This window comes from Pseudomonas sp. P4_B3 (assembly GCF_056402295.1).
Genome location: NZ_JBFUHR010000019.1, coordinates 98,182 through 114,110, shown reverse-complemented (window position 1 = coordinate 114,110; position 15,929 = coordinate 98,182). Strand labels below are relative to the sequence as shown.

The following is a 15,929-nucleotide window of genomic DNA, read 5'->3' as shown; positions in this document are numbered from 1 at the left end:
CGCGGGCAAGCCCGCTCCCACAGGTTTTGTGAACACCGAAGAACCTTGTAGGAGCGGGCTTGCCCGCGATGGGGGACTAAGGATCAACTAATTACTGGAAGACTGAAGAATTTTCAGTGCTCATCGAGACATTACTTGTCGGGCTGGTCAGTAAATTACTGAGCGACTGATCAAATTTTTGCAGGGCCCTTACTTGCACGTTCTGTTGTTGATTAATATCCGCAACTATCTCTTCACTGCGCTTATAGTCGGCCCACACCGGGCTGAGTGCTTTCGCGTCATGGCCTTGTGCAGTACCGATGTAGTTGAAGTTCTTGTCATAAAAGTCCGCACGGACATCCGCCTGGATATCCGAACTGCGGGAGGTCATCAGTTGACTGCGGGTGTCAATCACTGCCATTACATCCGGTTTCGCTGCCCTGAGGCTCTGAATGTCCGGGTATACGATAACCGAGCCAAATTGCCGCTGCAGGGAGGCCTTGACCCAATCCACCGCCTGGTCTGGCCTGGAGGTGGCTACGTAGGCGTCATGAATCGGCTGCACCAGCAGGCTCTGGCCGAAACCGGTGCCGGCGTTGGCTTGATAATCCCGAAGGTAGGCACGATTGGTCTGAGTGGATTGGCTGTAGATAACGCCCAACGAAACTTGGCTACCGTTGGTAATGCTGGTGGCACCGCTGCGGCCCACCGGTTCGGTGAAGATACCGTTCAGCGAAGAGATCGCCGTGGGCGCGGTGGGGATCGAGCAGCCGGTTAAAACAACAGCCATGGTCAACGTACTGGCAAGCGCAAGTTTCATGGTGTTTCTCCAGTGAAACAACTTCAGTCGAAAGTTAAAGTTGCCGGCGTGGTACCGGCGGTGACTCAAGACTAAACCCTGAATGATTTATTTAAATAGCCAATACCTGCACTTGTCCGGTGGCCAATAGTTTTGTTTGGTTTAAAAGTTTTCGGTTAATTGCGTGAGGAAATTAAAAGGCCCGAATCCGTGATTCGAGCCTTTTTATTTATAGCTGTACGTTCAGCCATCAGTGTTCCAATGGGATCAACACTTTCTCGTCCGGGGCCAAAACCATGAATACCAGCAACTTGGCAGGCTTGGTTGCGCTGGCGTTTTTCGACACCAGGTGTTCCGACCCCGCTGGCTCATACCAGAACTCACCGGCCTTGTAGGTTTTCGCCGGCTCGCCCTTGACCTGAGAAACGATTGCTCCCGAAATGACATAGGCCATGGTGGTGCCATCGTGTTTATGGGCGATGGACGACTGGCCGGGCTGGTAATCGACTTCGATCATCAGCGCTTTTTTACCGGGGACGTTCTTCAGCATTTCGTCCTGCAGGACAGTGACCTTTTCCGCAGGATCATGGGCAAAAGCCGATGCACAAAACATCAGGGCCAGGGCGGCAAGGGGGGCAGCACAGAAGCGCAACACGTTCATGGTTCGTTACCTGCGGTGGTTGGTTGTTGCAATCCACAGTAGTGCGCAAGTGGTAACGATCAAACAGCCAATATTCGGGAAGGCGAGGGGACCAATTAACCGGCGTTAAAAGCAAAGATCGCAGCCTGCGGCAGCTCCTACGGAGAATTCCGTGTGGGAGCTGCCGCAGGCTGCGATCTTTTGATCTTGTTTTTAAACGATCGGAAAACTGTTGAAGTCCACGGCATTGGCCAGTTGGCTATCGATCAGGCTGATAAAACCCTGGACCTGCGGGCAGTTGAAATGCGATCGCATGGCCGCTTCCGATTGCCAGTGGGCGCTGACGGTCCAGCGATTGGTGTCCTCGGGGCAGCGGTCGACCATATAGGATTCGCAGCCCGGTAGTTCACGCAGGGTTTCGACAATCTTTTGCAGTTGCTTACCCAGTTCATCCGAGCGGCCGGCGGCGGCCTGTACCTGTACGGTATTGATCACTTCATGGGACATTGCTCACACTCCTGAATCAGGCCGGACGAATCCTGCTCATTGAGGGATAACGCCTATGCAGGATAGGCCTGCCCCCGGGGACCGCCAATAGCCAATCGCCGGATAAAGGCGCAGGCCAATTCGTCAGGCTACCTGCTGCAGGATGTCGCGCAAACGGTCCAGGGCGATGTCGATGTCGAGGGTTTCGATGGCGCCAAAACCGAAGAAAAGCCCGGCCCTGGGCGCTTGCTGATAGAAAAAGCTGTCGATGGCATAGAGCCCGACTTCGACTTTTTTCGCCAGTTCGATCACCAATGGAATATCCATCGGCACTTTGCACATCACCACCATGTGGAATCCGGCAGTGGACGGCACCGCTTCCAGCCAGGGCGAAAGGTCGCCGGCCATGCGCGTCAGGATCCGCTCGCGGCGCCCGGCATAGATCGTATGGCAGCGTCGAATGTGCTTGAGCAGGCAGCCTTCGGCAATGAACTTGGCCAGCGCCCATTGCGGCAGGGTCGAGGTATGCAGGTCGGTGAGCTGTTTGGCACGCACCACGGCCTCGAGGATCGCTGGTGGCAGGATCGCATAGCCGAGCCGCAGCTCCGGCAACAGGGTTTTCGAGAACGTGCCGACGTAAGCGACGATCCCCCGTTCATCCATGCTTTGCAGGGAATCGGCAGGTCGGCCCTCATAGCGGAATTCGCTGTCGTAGTCGTCCTCGATGATGATTGCGCCCAGCTCATGGGCCTTGACCAGCAGTGCTTCCCGGCGCGCCTGGCTCATCGGCATGCCCAGCGGGAACTGGTGCGAAGGGGTGACATAGATCAGGCGCGTGCCGCGAGGAATCTGGTCCACCACAATGCCTTCGGCGTCCACCGGTACGCCAATCACCGTGGCGCCATGGGTGCCGAACAGCAGCCGCGCCGGCGGGTAACCGGGGTCCTCCATGGCGACCAGGCTGCCTGGACTGATCAGCACCCGTGCGATCAGGTCCAGCGCCTGCTGCGCGCCGTTGCACACCACCACATCCTCATCCTGGCAATTGACCCCGCGCGAGAACGCGATGTGCCGGGCAATGGCGTTGCGCAGGGCTGGCAAACCCTCTGGCAGGCTGTAGAGGCCTTTGGAACCGGCAATCTGGCGCAGTGCGTGAGAGGTGCAGCGTCGCCAGTCATCCTGGGGAAACTGGCCCTTGCTGGTGGCGCCGCCGATGAAGTCGTAGCGCAGCGAGCCCTCAAGCGTCGGGTGACGCAGAAACACCGGCAGGTTGCGCCAGGACTCGATCACCTCGAAACCGGCAAGCTCGCAATGGCTCTGTTTACGCTGCACCTTTGAAGTGCGCGCGTTGACGTAAGTGCCTTTGCCGACCACGCCGGTGAGGAAGTTTTCGTAGGTCAGCTGGGCGTAGGTATCGGAAATGGTCTTGCGCGAAATACCCAATTGCCCGGCCAGCAAGCGGCTGGGCGGCAGTTGCGTCCCGGCGGCCAGGCGACCGGATTCGATGGCGCTGCGCAGTTGGTTGTACAGCTGGCCGGCCAGGTCCTTGCGGCCGTTGATGACAACATGTAGTTCCATACCGGCGAGGCTCCGGGTCTGTTGAGGCGCGTGTGCGTCGCGCAAGATTACCCTTATCCGCTTGTCGTGCAGAAGTTGTGCAGTGGAAAAACCGTCAATTGGTCTGGTGGCGTTGGTCCCCGGGGAAATCGCCTGATTGGATCTGTCATGCCTGCGCGCCAGCGACTACCGTGAAGGTCACATCACTGCTGCACGAGATCGCTCCATGACCCCCCGCCTGGATTACTACAGCGCGTCCCCCAAAGCGATGAAAGCCATGATCGCGATGGAGGCCCTGACCAGCAGCCTGAGCATCGAGCAGGGCCTGCTGCACCTGATCAAGATTCGTGCTTCGCAACTCAATGGCTGTGCCTTTTGCACAGACATGCATTCGGTGGATGCACGGCGCCTGGGCGAAAGCGATCGGCGCCTCTATTCCATAGTGGTCTGGCGCGACAGTAATTTTTTCAATCCGCGGGAAAGAGCCGCGCTGGCCTGGACCGAGGCGGTCACCTTGCTCTGCGAAAGCCACGTGCCGGACGATGTCTACGCGCAAACCCGGGAGCAGTTCACTGAAAGTGAAATGGTCGACTTGACCATCGCCATCACCACCATCAACAGCTGGAACCGTCTGGCCGTGAGCTTTCGTCAGACGCCCAGCGCCTGAGTCTTTGTCATGGCAGGTTCATGAACGACCCGCAGGATGCAAATGTCAGTGTCAGATCGACAGGGAGTCCTCGATGTCAGTCATGGAAACCAGCACCCGCCAGGGGGCTACCGAGTATCGTGTAGCCATTGATAAAAACACCTCCTGGCGCCAGTTGGCAGCAGGTATCGACCCCGAACTGGCGCTGTGTTTCACCGTCAGCGCCCGTTGCGGTTGCTTCATGCAGGCCGCCCGCAGTCTCAACCTCAAGGCCACCCGCCTGCGCAGGCAACTGGTGCTGCTGGAAACGCAGCTCCAGTGTTCATTGTTCAACCATTCAGACAATGGTTTCAGCCTCAGCCGCGATGGCTTGCGTTTGCACGCACAATTGATCGCCCTGGCCCATGAGCGCAATTTGCCGGTGATCGAGCAGCCGTTGATTCGCCTGGCCGTGGCGGATTCGATCCTGCATGACATTCTCGGACGCGGCCTGGTTGCACTGCTGCGGCGCAACGCCAGCGTGCGGCTGGACATCATCACGCTCGACAGCGAATTGTCATTGCAGGCGGTCAGCGCCGACGTGGTGGTGTGGCTGGGCGAGACCGAGTCGCCGTTACCGGGGCCAAGCTTTGCCACCACTGAACCCCGGCGTCTGGTGCAACTGGATTACCTGCCGCACATTGCCAAGCGCTACTCGCGGGTCGCTTCCAGGCCGGAATGCCTGGATGACCTGGCCGATTTTCTCCTGGTGCAATGGCAGCAGGACGGGCATGTAGAAAGCTTGCGGCCATGGAATGCGCTGGTGGATCAGCGCCTGGCCGGAGCGGTGCAACTGCAATCCTGGGAGCTGATGCTGGAGATGATCCGTTGCAGTGCCTGCATCGGCCTGCTGCCGCACTACATGAGCCACTTCGACCGCGGGCTGATCGCCTTGCCGGGCCTGTTTGACCAGCCGATGCGACGTCAGGTGTGGATGGCGGTCAACGCCCATTCCGGGGACGACGCGCAGGTAAAGATGATCGTCGAATTGATCGAAAACACCTTCAGCGAGCGCCGGGCGTGGTTTGAAAGCTGAGTGCTCCCACATTGGTTCTCGCCACACCCGAAGGTAGCGTTATAGAGTGAGCGACCATGTCTGCTTCAAGGATGATTCACCCATGCCAGCCACCGAACCCGTTATCACCCTCGAACGCTTCAACGAGTCCCATATCGAAGGCATCACGGCGCTGTACAACGCCCCGGAGATCGCCCGACAAACCCTGCAAATGCCGTTTCAGTCCACCGAGCTCTGGCGCAGTCGCCTGGCGCAGGATAACGAACGCCTGGTGAAAGTGGTGGCCCTGCATCAAGGGACGGTCATCGGCAACATTGGCCTGGAGCAGTTCTCACGCATTCGTCGCAGCCATGCCGGCAGTTTCGGTATGGGCGTTGCGGTGGCGTGGCAGGGCAAGGGCGTGGGTTCGAAGCTGCTCGCGACGGCGCTGGATATCGCTGACAACTGGATGAATCTGCAGCGCATCGAGCTTTCGGTGTACGCCGACAACGAAGCGGCCATTGCCCTGTACCGCAAGTTCGGCTTCGAAACCGAGGGCCTGTTCCGTGATTACGCCGTGCGCGACGGCGTGCTGGTGGACACCTTGAGCATGGCGCGCCTGCGTCGCCCGCCCAAAGCCGGTTGAGTCAGCCACCCAGGGCAAACCTCTGGCGTACCTCCCGGCTGTTAGTTGCACACCGGCTGCACGCATCTGCCATGCTCAATGTCCGTAGCACTGCTGCAACCAAAGGAACACTGCAATGGACGATGTACAGCAACTGGGTGAAATGCTGCGCCACTATGCGCAAAGCGAAGCGCACAAGAAGCAACTGTTTGAGTCCCGGTCGGCCGATTGGGCAGCGCGTATTGGTGGGCTGTTCGATCAGATCCAGCAGTGGCTGGAACCGGTCAAGGCACCTGACCTGCTCGAAGTGAACCGCGAAGCGTATGTCGCGTCGGGGCCGAGTGCTCCGGTGGAGACCTCTCCATTCAAGACCGAAAAGCTGAGCATCCTGATCGCCGGCAAACCGGTGGAATTCGTACCGGACGTGATGGGTGTCGGCGGACAGATTTCGTTGGCGGTGATGGGATTCACGGCGGCGCGGTATGGCAGTGTTTCGCTGGTTTGCCTGCCGCCGTCGGACAGCTGGCAGTGGCGCAAGACCAATGGCCTGAAAGACCCGGACACCTTTGCCTTCGATGCGAACTTTCTGGCGCAGCAGTTGCAGAGTCTGATTCCTCGCGAGCGCAGCTGATTGTTGTCAATTTTGTGATTGGCAGGTAACCCTGTGGGAGCGGCGATCAGGGTAGCTGAATCTGTAACGTGGTTTCCTACGTACATATCCGAAAAAGCTGATAGTGGCTCTGATTCCGAGATGACACTTTGTTCAACTCTTGAATGGGTGGTCAGATCGAAGAGGTTTCATCGGATGGAGGGAATTTCGTTTGAACAGGCTCTGTCGCTGGTCTCGTGGCAGAACAGTCTCAATTGCCTGGTGGATCCGGACTGGTCCCGTGCTCGGTATCCTTATCTGCGTGGCGTTCTGGCTGAAACCGCCGAGGCCATGGACCATCACGGCTGGAAGTGGTGGACTCCCCAGGCCCCCGATCTGCAACAGTTTCAATATGAACTCATGGATGTATTGAGCTTCTTCCTCTCCCATCACATCAGTGAAAATCGCGGTGACCTGAGTATTTCCGCTCGCGCCCTGGTCGGGCAATCAGATCCCGAAGTGAAACATTATCTGTTCGACAAGCGCGTGATTGACCTGAAGGCCTGTGATGTCCTGCAGCTATTGGAGTGGTTCGCGGGCCTGGCGATTTTTGGAGTGGCTGCCTTGCCTGTGCTGGAGCGCATATTTTGCCTGTCGGGGCTGAGTGACTGGGACGCTGTAGTTTCAACGTACCGCGAAAAATATGAATTGCATGTGTTTCGACAACGCAATGGATACAAATCGGGTGAGTACCGGAAAAACTGGAAAGGAAAAGAAGACAGTCTGCATCTCGCTGAACTCGTCCAGAGCAGAGGTCGCACAGGTGCCAGTCAGGATTGGCAACTCGATCAAACATTAAAAAATGCCTATTTACGCCTGACCTCTCGAAATGATGTTGAACCAGGGGGTCGCAATGCCTGCGATTGAACAACTTCCCGGACCCGTCGGGTTGCCATTGCTCGGTAATGCATTGCAACTCAAGTCATCGCAGGTCTACAGGCAACTATGCGAGTGGGCGGACCGATATGGCTCTATCTATACATTCAGAATCGGTTGGCGCCGTATTCTGGTTATTTCCGATGCGGCACTGATCGGCGAGTTGTTGCGCAATCGTCCGGAAAAGTTTCGTCGATGGAGCAAAATGGAAGAGCTGGGGCTGGAAGTTGGAGCCGATGGCGTGTTTGTGGCCGAGGGGCAGAAGTGGCGACGCCATCGCGAGTTGGTTGTGCCGGCATTTGACAAACTGCATGTCAAACATTTCTGGAGTCGATTGGAGGCAGTCACGGAACGCCTTGAGAACCATTGGCGCGCGCGCGCTATCGCCCGGCAGGCGTTTGATATTCGCCAGGATTCGATGAGCTATACGGTCGACATCGTTGCGGGGTTTGCCTTTGGTCATGACCTGAACACCTTGAATGACAGGAACAGCGTGCTGCAGGGGCACCTGTCGCAGTTCTTGCACACGGCTGCGCGGCGTCAGGCCGCGATATTTCCCTATTGGCGTTACCTGAAGTCTAGGTTGGACCGCAAGTTCGACGCATCCCTTGCGCAAATAAACCAGACAGTCAATGAAATGATCGCGCAGGCGCGCGTGCGTATTGCAGCCGATCCCTCGCTTTGCGAGCGCCCGGGTAACATGGTTGAAGCATTGGTTGCCTACCAGAACAACAATGACACCGGAGCCCTGAGCGATGGCGAGATTGTCGGCAATGTGCTGACTTTCCTGTTGGCGGGAGAGGACACCACTGCCAATACGATTGCCTGGACGATTTACTACATGGCCCGTCACCCCGATATTCAGCGTGAGATGCAGCGCGAGGTGGACAGTGTCATCGGTGCCGGCACCCGGTTGAGCGACATAAAGCAAATTGATGAGTTGCGCTACGTCAACGCAGTCATACAGGAAAGCATGCGTCTCAAACCGGTGTTTCCGCTCCTGACGCTTGAGCCTAACCAGGATGTGGTGATCGACAATGTGTCGGTGATCCGAGGCACCCCGTTATTCCTGTTGCCGGGCCACCTGGGACAGCAGCCTGGCTGCTTTACCGATGCCTGGCAGATGCGCCCCGAACGCTGGCTCGATGACGCCCGCTATATCGATGACAACCACAAGGCCTTCATGCCCTTTGGATCCGGGCCGAGGTATTGCCCCGGTCATCGCCTGGCGAAACTGGAGTGCCTCATGGCCATCAGTACATTGGCCAGGAACTTCCATGTGCTACCGGACCCGGACGCCGTTGAAACGAGTGAAGTTTACGCCTTCACCCTTTGCCCCTCGCATGTGCCGGTACTGCTGAGCAAGCGTTGACCCTACCCGGAAATAAACCTTGAAGATGGAGCTTTAATTGGACAGTCAATCCCGGTCCTATCTATTACGCGTGGGCGATGCCGATCGCGAGCGCCTCGAAGTGCTGGCCAGCATCTACGATCCAGGCAGCCAGGACTTTCTGCAACGTCACCTGCCAGCTCAGGCAAGTACTCTGATTGATCTTGGTTGTGGTCACGGCCAACTGACATGCTGGACGGCGAAGGCGTTCTCCCGGTCCTGGGTCTACGGGCTGGATCTATCGGATGAGCAGCTGTCTATCTGTGAGCAGAACCGGGTGGCGCTTGACGTGCCGAACGTCAGCTTCCATCGTCATGATGTGCTGGACCCTGCCCGGGATATTCCACAGGCAGATGCAGTTTATTGCCGCTATCTCCTATTGCATTTGAGAGAGTGGGACACCTTCTTCCATAACGCTCTGGCACTCTGTAAGCCGGGCGGTTCACTGCTGATCGAAGAGCCGGGATTTCCCTTTTTCTGTTATCCACGCCATGAAGCGCTCGATCGTGCGAACGCCCTCGGACAAGCACTGACCTCGAGGATGGGCTTGCGTTTTGACTGTATTGATCCGTTATGGAGCTATGTTCATGCACTGGACAGTGTCCGGGTAAAGGCTTATTCGTTCAGCCAGCCGATCCTGGCCACCGACCGCCAGAAAAGCCTGCTTTGGCGTTCATTTACGCAAATTCATCAACCCTTGATCTCGATGGGGTTGTGTACTGGGCAAGAGGCTGATTCCATTCTTGCCCAGCTGGCGCATATTGCGGATGATCCACTGTACGTTGTCGGTACCTTGCGCATGGTCCAGTTGCATCTGGTGAAGCTGTGATGGCTGAGATCAAAGTGATTCTGGTTGATGAAAATGACCATCCGGTGGGCGAGATGGAAAAGCTGGCAGCCCACGAAAAGGGGCTGTTGCACCGAGCGGTCACGGTGTACGTGTTCAACTCGCGCAGTGAGCTTTTGCTCCAGCAGCGCGCCGCGGACAAATACCACTGTGGTGGGCTTTGGAGTAACGCCTGTTGTGGTCATCCTTACCCAGGGGAGGACACACTTGCAGCGGCACAGAGGCGACTTGAAGAGGAAATGGGCCTCAGGTGTACGCTACACAAGGGCTTTGAGATCAAGTACCGGCTGGAGGTTGACCAAGGCTTGGTGGAGCACGAATACGGTCACGTATTTTATGGGGTCAGCGACCAGTTGCCGGTACTGAACCCAGATGAAGCCCAAGCGTTTTGTTACCTGTCCCGAGGGCAAATAGAGGCGCGCCTGCTCCGGGACCCGGAGCATTTCACGCCTTGGTTTCGATACACTTTTGCCAGGGCAAGCAAAGCGTTTGAGGTGTGACGCCAGCTGTTATTTCAACGCCGGGTCCCCCATGTTCATTTTCTTCCAGCCCTGCAACAGAACCTGCGCCTTGGGCTCCTGGCCGTTGTCCAGGTAGTACTGGATCAACGACAAGCGGGCATTGCGGTTGGACGGTTGTTCTTTCAACAGCCGTTCCAGCTCTGCGCACGCCTCGTCAATCTTGCCGCTGTCATGCAGGGCCACCGCCAGCACATAGCCGAACTGTCCGCTCTGTGGCTCCAGTTGCGCGGCCTTGCGCAAGTACGGCATGGCCTGTGCGGCCTTGCCCGCGCGAATCAGCGCAAGGCCCCGGGTGTGTTGCAGCAGGCCTGAGTCGGGGTGGTCCTTGAGGCTTTGCGCCAGCAGGACATGGCCTTCCTGACGGCGACCGTTGGCCTCTAGCCATTGCACCAGGGTGACCAGCGCCGGGTAGAAGTCCGGATCGCGCTGCAAGGCGGTACGCAGCAAACCTTCGACTTCTGCACTGCGGCCATCCGCCTGATAGAGCATGGCCAGGTTGAGGTTGGCCTCGGCACGCTCGGCCAGACTCTTTTGCACCGCCTCGTATTCGACGATAGCGGCATTCCAGTTGTCCTGAGCCGTGCCCAGGCCGTTGCGCGCCACACTGAGCAAATCCCGGGCGGCGGCGATGCGCACTGCTCTGACAGGATCATTCAACAAGGGGGTCAGCAGATGCGCGCGTTCCGGTGGCGGCAGGAATGCGCTGAGCGCGCGTATGGCACTCTCACGTACTTCAGGCGCCGGGTTGTTCAGGTCCCTGGTGGCCAGTTTCAACGCTTGTTCGCTCGGATACAGTGACAATTCGCCGAGCAGCGTCGCGCGCTGGATCGCCGGCAGATTGCTGCGTTGCAGTTGCTCGAACAGCGCCTGCGCCGCACCCGGTTGACCGTTACGGATCAGCCACAGGCTTTCGTCGTAACGCGGGGCTTGCACCGCGCTGGCGTTGGCGGTGTTCCACAGTTTGAATTGCCCGGTGATCTTGTCGCCGGCCTTGCCCTGGTGGCAGGTCAGGCAGGCGTCAGACGTACCGAGAATCTTTGCTCGCTCAGGGTTGGGAATGCTGAAGCTGTGGTCATGCCGCAAGTCATTGCCCATGTAGAACTTGCCGGGCATATGGCAATCCACGCACTGCGAGCCCGGTTGGCCCATGGTGTGGCGCGTGTGTTCGATTGAATCGTAGTTTTTCGCTTGCAGGCCCTTGCTGTCGACGCCTTCCACGGTGGTTTTGCCGGCGGTGTTATGGCATTGCAGGCAAACGCCGTTGCCTGGCGCTTTCAATTGAGTGCTGTGCGGGTTGTGGCAGTTGCTGCAACGCACGCCCTTGTCGAACATTTTGCTCTGGGCGAAGGAGCCGTGTTCGAACACTTCGTCCTTGATCTTGCCGTCCAGTGCGTACAGTTCACGGGTCAGAACGCTCGGCAGGTAGTCGTCCATCAGGCGCTTGCCGACTGTGTAACCGTCGTCCAATGGTGCGCGGCGCGAGTGGCAGCGGGCGCAGGTTTCGATTTCGACGGTGGCGTTCTTGTCCTTGAGGTCGACGGCAAATCCGGCATGGATCAGGTCGGTTTTCTTCGCCGTCCATTCCAGGTGGCTGGACGCCGGACCGTGGCAGGCCTGACAACCGACACCGAGGCTGTTCCAGTGACTGTCGAAGGTGTTCTTCGCCGCATCGAAATTGCGTTTGAAACCGGTGGTGTGACACTCGACACACATGAAATTGGCGTTCTGGCTCGGTTTGCTCCAGTGCAGCGGGTTCTTGAAGTTCACACCCTGGCCCGGATACAGGTGAAACCAGCGGTGCTTCTCGGTATCCCAGGCTACGCCGAGCGCCTGCAGGCGGCCTTCGCCGACCTCGATCAGGTATTGCTGCAAGGGGGCGACGCCAAAAGCATAGGCCACCTTGAAGTCGGCATTCTTGCCGTCGACGCCGGGGGTGTTGACCCGGAATTCGTCGCCTTTGCGCGAGAACACCGTGGTCTCTTTTTCGGTCTTGAAGGTGACGTTATTGAAGTCGCCGAGCAGGGTGTCGGCGTTGGCTTGCTGCATCGCCAACTGGTGATGGGAGCCTTGCCAGTCCTTGACCTGCTCGCCGTGGCAGCCCTGGCATTGTTGCTCGTCGACCATTTTCGCAGGCACGAGAGCGACCGGTTGCGGCTTGGCCGGTTCGACGACAGGGGCGCTGACAGGGACTGGCTGGAGCTGCGTCGGTGTACTGCTCAGCAAAAACCAGCCAATACCTACCACTGCGAGCAGCAAGATGCCGATGGTGACCGGGAACAGATAACGGTTGATCAGGGTCGGTTGCGAAACAGGGTGTGGGTTTGCAGCTTTATTTTTATGTTTCGGCATCACGACTTCCATGGTCCAGGTGCGATTGCCTTGCGGTGCGCGATGAAGCTCGATGCAGCTTTGCCGGATGGTCGGCGTGTGTCAAATGACGTTGCGTTGGGCTGATGGCCCCTTCGCGGGCAAGGCACCCAATCACTCCCCGAAAAACCACCGGTAATGTACTGCGAAAAACGTTTATTGCAGTCCTGCATCACGTCTTTTTATTGCACTTGCTCGGCTGTGGAGGCATCGAACGGATAGATCCGACGCCAATCGGACGCCATGTCGACGACCGTCCAGCGACGTTTGTTTGCTTCGTCCAGAGCCTTGTCCAGACGACCGATCTGCGATTGCCGGTCGTAAGCCCATTCGCGTTTGGCGTCGGTGTGATGCACCAGGCCCATGAAGCGTTTACCGGGACCGGCGGCGGTCCACTGGAGCATTTGCAAGTCACCGTCGGAGTTGCCAAAGGCGAGGATTGGCCGGCGTCCGATCACGGCGTCGATGCTTTCCGGTTTGCCCGGGCCATCGTCGTTGTGGGCCAGTTTTGGCGTGCGCAGGATAGACGCCTGGCCGTCCTTGAATTGATAGGCAGTGACAAAGGTGGTGCCAATGACCTGTTCTGGCGGGATGCCATAGACCTTCTCGGCGAAGGCGCGCATGAACCCGGTGTCGCCGCCGGACACGACGTAGGTCTTGAAGTCTTTGCCGCGCAGGTAGTCGAGCATCTCCAGCATCGGCTGGAAGATCATCTCGGTGTACGGCTTGCCGGTTTTCGGATGGCGGGCCTGGCTCAGCCAGGTCTTGGCGTAGTCATCGAAGGCTTCGGTGGTCATCCCGGTGTGGGTGGCACCGAAAATTTTCATCATGCCCTCAAGGCCACTGGCGGCCAGGGCCTTGTGATCGTTTTCCAGCACCGCCTGGAAGGGCTGGGTGGTTTTCCATTCCGGGTGCTGCGATGCGGTGCGTTTGACTTCCTCGAGGGCGAACAATAACTCGAAGTACATCGGCTGCTCGCTCCACAAGGTGCCGTCGTTATCGAACACGGCAATTCGGTCCTCGGGCTTGACGAAGTCCTTGTTGTTTTGATCGGTGACCGTCTGCACGAACTCGATGATCTGCTTTTTCGACGGGCCATCGTTCCAGGAGGGTAGCGGCTCGGCCGCCTGGACCAGTAACGGCAGGCTCAAAGCCAGGGTCAGCAGGAAGCTGAATGCGCAGTGATGGCGCAACGATATCGAATTCGTCATGGGAAATCCTTCTCGTGAACGGGGTTGGGCGGATGCAGTGCACAAGTGACTGATTCTCTGTTGCGCCCGGCCTGACTATGCAGCGTAGACAAGGATTCCCTGGTTTGGCGCAGCGCTTGATCTTTGTCCGGTTCACGGCCGTAACAGGCCCGCAGGAAGGTTTGCAGGCGCGGGCCGTCAGGCTGCGACGGCTGCGTCGGGTCCACAGATACCCAGTTGCAGTTCGACCAGGCTGCCGACCATGACGGGATCGGCGGGTTGCAGGCTGACGCTGACCCCCAGTTCGGGTTCGGCGGCGAGGGTGCTTGTTCCGATCAGGCAAAGGAGCAAGGTGCCGAATTTTGTGGTGGATGTGCTATTGCTATCGCGAGCAGGTCGGATCGCCGCACCGTCGCTCCCACAGGGGACCGGTGGCGCACACAGATCCAGTTTGGCGGGCTTGCCCGCGATGGCGGATTTACATTCAACGCTGATGGTGGCTGATCTGCCACCTTCGCGAGCAAGCTCGCTCCAGGGGATTCAGTTCTTCTTCGCCTGCTCCCACACCCGTTCTTCCTGCGCACGCAGTTGCGGCGTGAATTCGGCACCAAAGTCTTCAGCCTCGAACACCTGGCGAATCTCGATCTCGGCTTCGGTGCCCGGCATCGGGTTGGGGCAGCGCTTGACCCACTCGATGGCTTCTTCTTTGGACTTCACTTTCCACAACCAGAAGCCGGCGATCAGTTCCTTGGTTTCGATGAAGGGGCCGTCGATGACGGAGCGTTGCTCCCCCGAAAACTTTACGCGGGTGCCTTTGCTGCTGGGGTGCAGGCCTTCGCCTGCGAGCATGATGCCGGCCTTGACCAGTTCTTCGTTGTAGTTGCCCATGGCAGTCAGCAGTTCCTGGCTGGGCATCACGCCGGCTTCGGAATCGGCGCTGGCCTTGATGATGATCATGAATCGCATGGTGTATTCTCCGTTGTTATTGAGTGACTCGCTAAATGGTCGAATGGCTGTAGTGCAAATCGACAGCCCCTCGACAAAATTGTTGTAGAAGACACTTTGGCAGGTTTCTTTTCGACCGCCATTTCGCTACACCGTATTTCTGGCGAGCCTGTCCAACGATCAAAGGAATGTGTCCCGTATGGCAATTCTGGAACTCACTACACTCATCCCCGGCCGCACGCCCGGACAGGTCCTCGACTTCTGCCTGGAAGGGGTCAACTTTCCGAAGATTTTCCCTGAGCGCATTACCCCGCTAGGCGATATCAATCTGAATGACCTGCGGATTGAAGCCGGGCGGCAATTCCGCTTTCGCCACTGGATGTTCAATGTGATTCCGTCGAGCTGGACGGTAGTGATCCGTGAAGTCGGTGAAATGTATTTCATCGACGAGATGCTCAAGGGACCGATGCGTGCCTTTCGTCATGAACATCGGGTCGAGGCGGGAGAGGGCGGTACGCTATACACCGACCGGGTGACGTATTCGGCGATTGGCGGTGCGCTGGTGGAAGCGCTGCTTGTGAATTCCTATATGCGGCGGATTTTCGAGGCGCGACATCGGAACATGCTGCAATTGCTTAAGTAGCGCCGTGATCTTGTGGGAGCGAGCCTGCTCGCGATGGCGTCAGATCAGTCACCAGCGATGTTGAATGACATAGCGCTATCGCGAGCAGGCTCGCTCCCACGGGGGTAAGGTTTGTATCCAGTTTTGTACGCTGATACATGACAATTTATGTTTGACCATAGGTCGTAGGACAATTTCGTGGTTAACTTCGGCCTCGTCAAAATTCTCCACCACAACGTTCAGAAGGACTCCGTTCATGGCTCAAGTCACTCTTAAAGGCAACCCGGTTCAAGTCAACGGCCAACTGCCACAAGCCGGTTCCAAGGCGCCAGCCTTTTCCCTGGTTGCCGGCAATCTGTCCGACGTCACCCTGAAAGACTTTGCCGGCAAGCGCAAAGTACTGAACATCTTCCCAAGCATTGATACCCCGACGTGCGCCACTTCCGTGCGCCAGTTCAACGCCAAGGCCAGCGACGTGGCCAACACTGTCGTACTGTGCATCTCCGCTGACCTGCCGTTCGCCCAAGCCCGCTTCTGCGGCGCCGAAGGCCTGGAAAACGTACAGAACCTGTCGACCCTGCGCGGTGCCGAGTTCATCCAGAACTACGGCGTGGCCATCGCCGACGGCCCGCTCAAAGGCCTGACCGCTCGTGCCGTTGTGGTTCTGGACGAAAACGACAACGTGCTGCACAGCGAACTGGTTGGCGAAATCGCTGACGAGCCGAACTACGAAGCGGCACTTGCTGTTCTGAAATAA

18 protein-coding genes are annotated in these 15,929 nt (G+C 57.9%); 10 read left to right on the top strand and 8 right to left on the bottom strand.

What is annotated here, in order from left to right:
- Nucleotides 1–91: 91 nt before the first annotated feature.
- From AC1DWG_RS21705 to pdxR, 4 genes are all read right to left on the bottom strand, one after another.
- Nucleotides 92–799, bottom strand: coding sequence for an ATPase (locus AC1DWG_RS21705; RefSeq protein ID WP_477764137.1), 708 nt, complete (start codon nucleotides 797–799; stop codon nucleotides 92–94).
- Nucleotides 800–1,028: 229 nt separating this feature from the next.
- Nucleotides 1,029–1,439: a cupin domain-containing protein gene (locus tag AC1DWG_RS21700; protein ID WP_477764138.1), complete on the bottom strand. Its 411-nt coding sequence runs from the start codon at nucleotides 1,437–1,439 to the stop codon at nucleotides 1,029–1,031.
- Between the two features lie 192 nt (nucleotides 1,440–1,631).
- Nucleotides 1,632–1,925 (bottom strand): putative quinol monooxygenase, encoded by a 294-nt coding sequence (locus AC1DWG_RS21695; RefSeq protein WP_108215849.1) that lies wholly within the window; start codon nucleotides 1,923–1,925, stop codon nucleotides 1,632–1,634.
- Nucleotides 1,926–2,048: 123 nt separating this feature from the next.
- Nucleotides 2,049–3,482 (bottom strand): MocR-like pyridoxine biosynthesis transcription factor PdxR, encoded by a 1,434-nt coding sequence (gene pdxR, locus AC1DWG_RS21690; protein WP_477764139.1) that lies wholly within the window; start codon nucleotides 3,480–3,482, stop codon nucleotides 2,049–2,051.
- A gap of 205 nt (nucleotides 3,483–3,687) precedes the next feature.
- Here pdxR and AC1DWG_RS21685 point away from each other — a divergent pair, with 205 nt between their 5' ends.
- The 8 genes from AC1DWG_RS21685 to idi all read left to right on the top strand — a co-directional run bounded on the left by AC1DWG_RS21685 (nucleotide 3,688) and on the right by idi (nucleotide 10,027).
- On the top strand, nucleotides 3,688–4,128 hold the full coding sequence (locus AC1DWG_RS21685; RefSeq protein WP_477764140.1) for a carboxymuconolactone decarboxylase family protein: 441 nt from the start codon (nucleotides 3,688–3,690) through the stop codon (nucleotides 4,126–4,128).
- A 73-nt stretch (nucleotides 4,129–4,201) separates the two neighbouring features.
- The gene (locus AC1DWG_RS21680) at nucleotides 4,202–5,182 is read left to right on the top strand and encodes a LysR substrate-binding domain-containing protein (protein ID WP_477764141.1); all 981 of its coding nucleotides are present in this window, start codon (nucleotides 4,202–4,204) and stop codon (nucleotides 5,180–5,182) included.
- An 82-nt stretch (nucleotides 5,183–5,264) separates the two neighbouring features.
- Nucleotides 5,265–5,786, top strand: coding sequence for a GNAT family N-acetyltransferase (locus AC1DWG_RS21675; protein WP_477788334.1), 522 nt, complete (start codon nucleotides 5,265–5,267; stop codon nucleotides 5,784–5,786).
- Between the two features lie 115 nt (nucleotides 5,787–5,901).
- Nucleotides 5,902–6,396, top strand: coding sequence for a hypothetical protein (locus AC1DWG_RS21670; protein WP_477764142.1), 495 nt, complete (start codon nucleotides 5,902–5,904; stop codon nucleotides 6,394–6,396).
- A gap of 174 nt (nucleotides 6,397–6,570) precedes the next feature.
- Entirely contained in the window at nucleotides 6,571–7,281 is a 711-nt protein-coding gene (locus AC1DWG_RS21665; protein WP_477764143.1) for a dUTP diphosphatase, read from the top strand.
- Nucleotides 7,268–8,662: a cytochrome P450 gene (locus AC1DWG_RS21660; protein ID WP_477764144.1), complete on the top strand. Its 1,395-nt coding sequence runs from the start codon at nucleotides 7,268–7,270 to the stop codon at nucleotides 8,660–8,662. The genes AC1DWG_RS21665 and AC1DWG_RS21660 overlap by 14 nt, the downstream gene beginning before the upstream one ends.
- A 37-nt stretch (nucleotides 8,663–8,699) precedes the next feature.
- Nucleotides 8,700–9,509: a class I SAM-dependent methyltransferase gene (locus AC1DWG_RS21655; RefSeq protein ID WP_477764145.1), complete on the top strand. Its 810-nt coding sequence runs from the start codon at nucleotides 8,700–8,702 to the stop codon at nucleotides 9,507–9,509.
- On the top strand, nucleotides 9,509–10,027 hold the full coding sequence (gene idi, locus AC1DWG_RS21650; protein WP_477764146.1) for an isopentenyl-diphosphate Delta-isomerase: 519 nt from the start codon (nucleotides 9,509–9,511) through the stop codon (nucleotides 10,025–10,027). The genes AC1DWG_RS21655 and idi overlap by 1 nt, the downstream gene beginning before the upstream one ends.
- A 9-nt stretch (nucleotides 10,028–10,036) precedes the next feature.
- On the opposite strand, the gene AC1DWG_RS21645 is transcribed toward idi, so the two are convergent.
- From AC1DWG_RS21645 to AC1DWG_RS21630, 4 genes are all read right to left on the bottom strand, one after another.
- Complete coding sequence (locus AC1DWG_RS21645; protein WP_477788333.1) at nucleotides 10,037–12,397, bottom strand: tetratricopeptide repeat protein; 2,361 nt, start codon at nucleotides 12,395–12,397, stop codon at nucleotides 10,037–10,039.
- Nucleotides 12,398–12,597: 200 nt separating this feature from the next.
- A complete protein-coding gene (locus AC1DWG_RS21640; protein ID WP_477764148.1) occupies nucleotides 12,598–13,626 on the bottom strand; it encodes an HAD family hydrolase in 1,029 nt (342 codons plus the stop codon).
- Between the two features lie 177 nt (nucleotides 13,627–13,803).
- A complete protein-coding gene (locus tag AC1DWG_RS21635) occupies nucleotides 13,804–13,956 on the bottom strand; it encodes a hypothetical protein (protein WP_477788332.1) in 153 nt (50 codons plus the stop codon).
- Between the two features lie 189 nt (nucleotides 13,957–14,145).
- On the bottom strand, nucleotides 14,146–14,571 hold the full coding sequence (locus AC1DWG_RS21630) for a YciI family protein (protein WP_477788331.1): 426 nt from the start codon (nucleotides 14,569–14,571) through the stop codon (nucleotides 14,146–14,148).
- A gap of 178 nt (nucleotides 14,572–14,749) precedes the next feature.
- Here AC1DWG_RS21630 and AC1DWG_RS21625 point away from each other — a divergent pair, with 178 nt between their 5' ends.
- Complete coding sequence (locus AC1DWG_RS21625; RefSeq protein ID WP_477764151.1) at nucleotides 14,750–15,193, top strand: SRPBCC family protein; 444 nt, start codon at nucleotides 14,750–14,752, stop codon at nucleotides 15,191–15,193.
- Between the two features lie 235 nt (nucleotides 15,194–15,428).
- Nucleotides 15,429–15,929 carry a thiol peroxidase gene (tpx, locus tag AC1DWG_RS21620; protein WP_477754059.1) on the top strand — a complete coding sequence of 167 codons (501 nt, stop codon included), beginning with the start codon at nucleotides 15,429–15,431 and terminating at the stop codon, nucleotides 15,927–15,929.

What these genes read in the sequence shown, in the direction of transcription:
- AC1DWG_RS21705 (WP_477764137.1), bottom strand. Translation starts at nt 799, where the DNA reads ATGAAACTTGCGCTTGCCAGTACGTTGACCATGGCTGTTGTTTTAACC.
- AC1DWG_RS21700 (WP_477764138.1), bottom strand. Translation starts at nt 1,439, where the DNA reads ATGAACGTGTTGCGCTTCTGTGCTGCCCCCCTTGCCGCCCTGGCCCTG.
- AC1DWG_RS21695 (WP_108215849.1), bottom strand. Translation starts at nt 1,925, where the DNA reads ATGTCCCATGAAGTGATCAATACCGTACAGGTACAGGCCGCCGCCGGC.
- pdxR (WP_477764139.1), bottom strand. Translation starts at nt 3,482, where the DNA reads ATGGAACTACATGTTGTCATCAACGGCCGCAAGGACCTGGCCGGCCAG.
- AC1DWG_RS21685 (WP_477764140.1), top strand. Translation starts at nt 3,688, where the DNA reads ATGACCCCCCGCCTGGATTACTACAGCGCGTCCCCCAAAGCGATGAAA.
- AC1DWG_RS21680 (WP_477764141.1), top strand. Translation starts at nt 4,202, where the DNA reads ATGTCAGTCATGGAAACCAGCACCCGCCAGGGGGCTACCGAGTATCGT.
- AC1DWG_RS21675 (WP_477788334.1), top strand. Translation starts at nt 5,265, where the DNA reads ATGCCAGCCACCGAACCCGTTATCACCCTCGAACGCTTCAACGAGTCC.
- AC1DWG_RS21670 (WP_477764142.1), top strand. Translation starts at nt 5,902, where the DNA reads ATGGACGATGTACAGCAACTGGGTGAAATGCTGCGCCACTATGCGCAA.
- AC1DWG_RS21665 (WP_477764143.1), top strand. Translation starts at nt 6,571, where the DNA reads ATGGAGGGAATTTCGTTTGAACAGGCTCTGTCGCTGGTCTCGTGGCAG.
- AC1DWG_RS21660 (WP_477764144.1), top strand. Translation starts at nt 7,268, where the DNA reads ATGCCTGCGATTGAACAACTTCCCGGACCCGTCGGGTTGCCATTGCTC.
- idi (WP_477764146.1), top strand. Translation starts at nt 9,509, where the DNA reads ATGGCTGAGATCAAAGTGATTCTGGTTGATGAAAATGACCATCCGGTG.
- AC1DWG_RS21645 (WP_477788333.1), bottom strand. Translation starts at nt 12,397, where the DNA reads ATGCCGAAACATAAAAATAAAGCTGCAAACCCACACCCTGTTTCGCAA.
- AC1DWG_RS21640 (WP_477764148.1), bottom strand. Translation starts at nt 13,626, where the DNA reads ATGACGAATTCGATATCGTTGCGCCATCACTGCGCATTCAGCTTCCTG.
- AC1DWG_RS21630 (WP_477788331.1), bottom strand. Translation starts at nt 14,571, where the DNA reads ATGCGATTCATGATCATCATCAAGGCCAGCGCCGATTCCGAAGCCGGC.
- AC1DWG_RS21625 (WP_477764151.1), top strand. Translation starts at nt 14,750, where the DNA reads ATGGCAATTCTGGAACTCACTACACTCATCCCCGGCCGCACGCCCGGA.
- tpx (WP_477754059.1), top strand. Translation starts at nt 15,429, where the DNA reads ATGGCTCAAGTCACTCTTAAAGGCAACCCGGTTCAAGTCAACGGCCAA.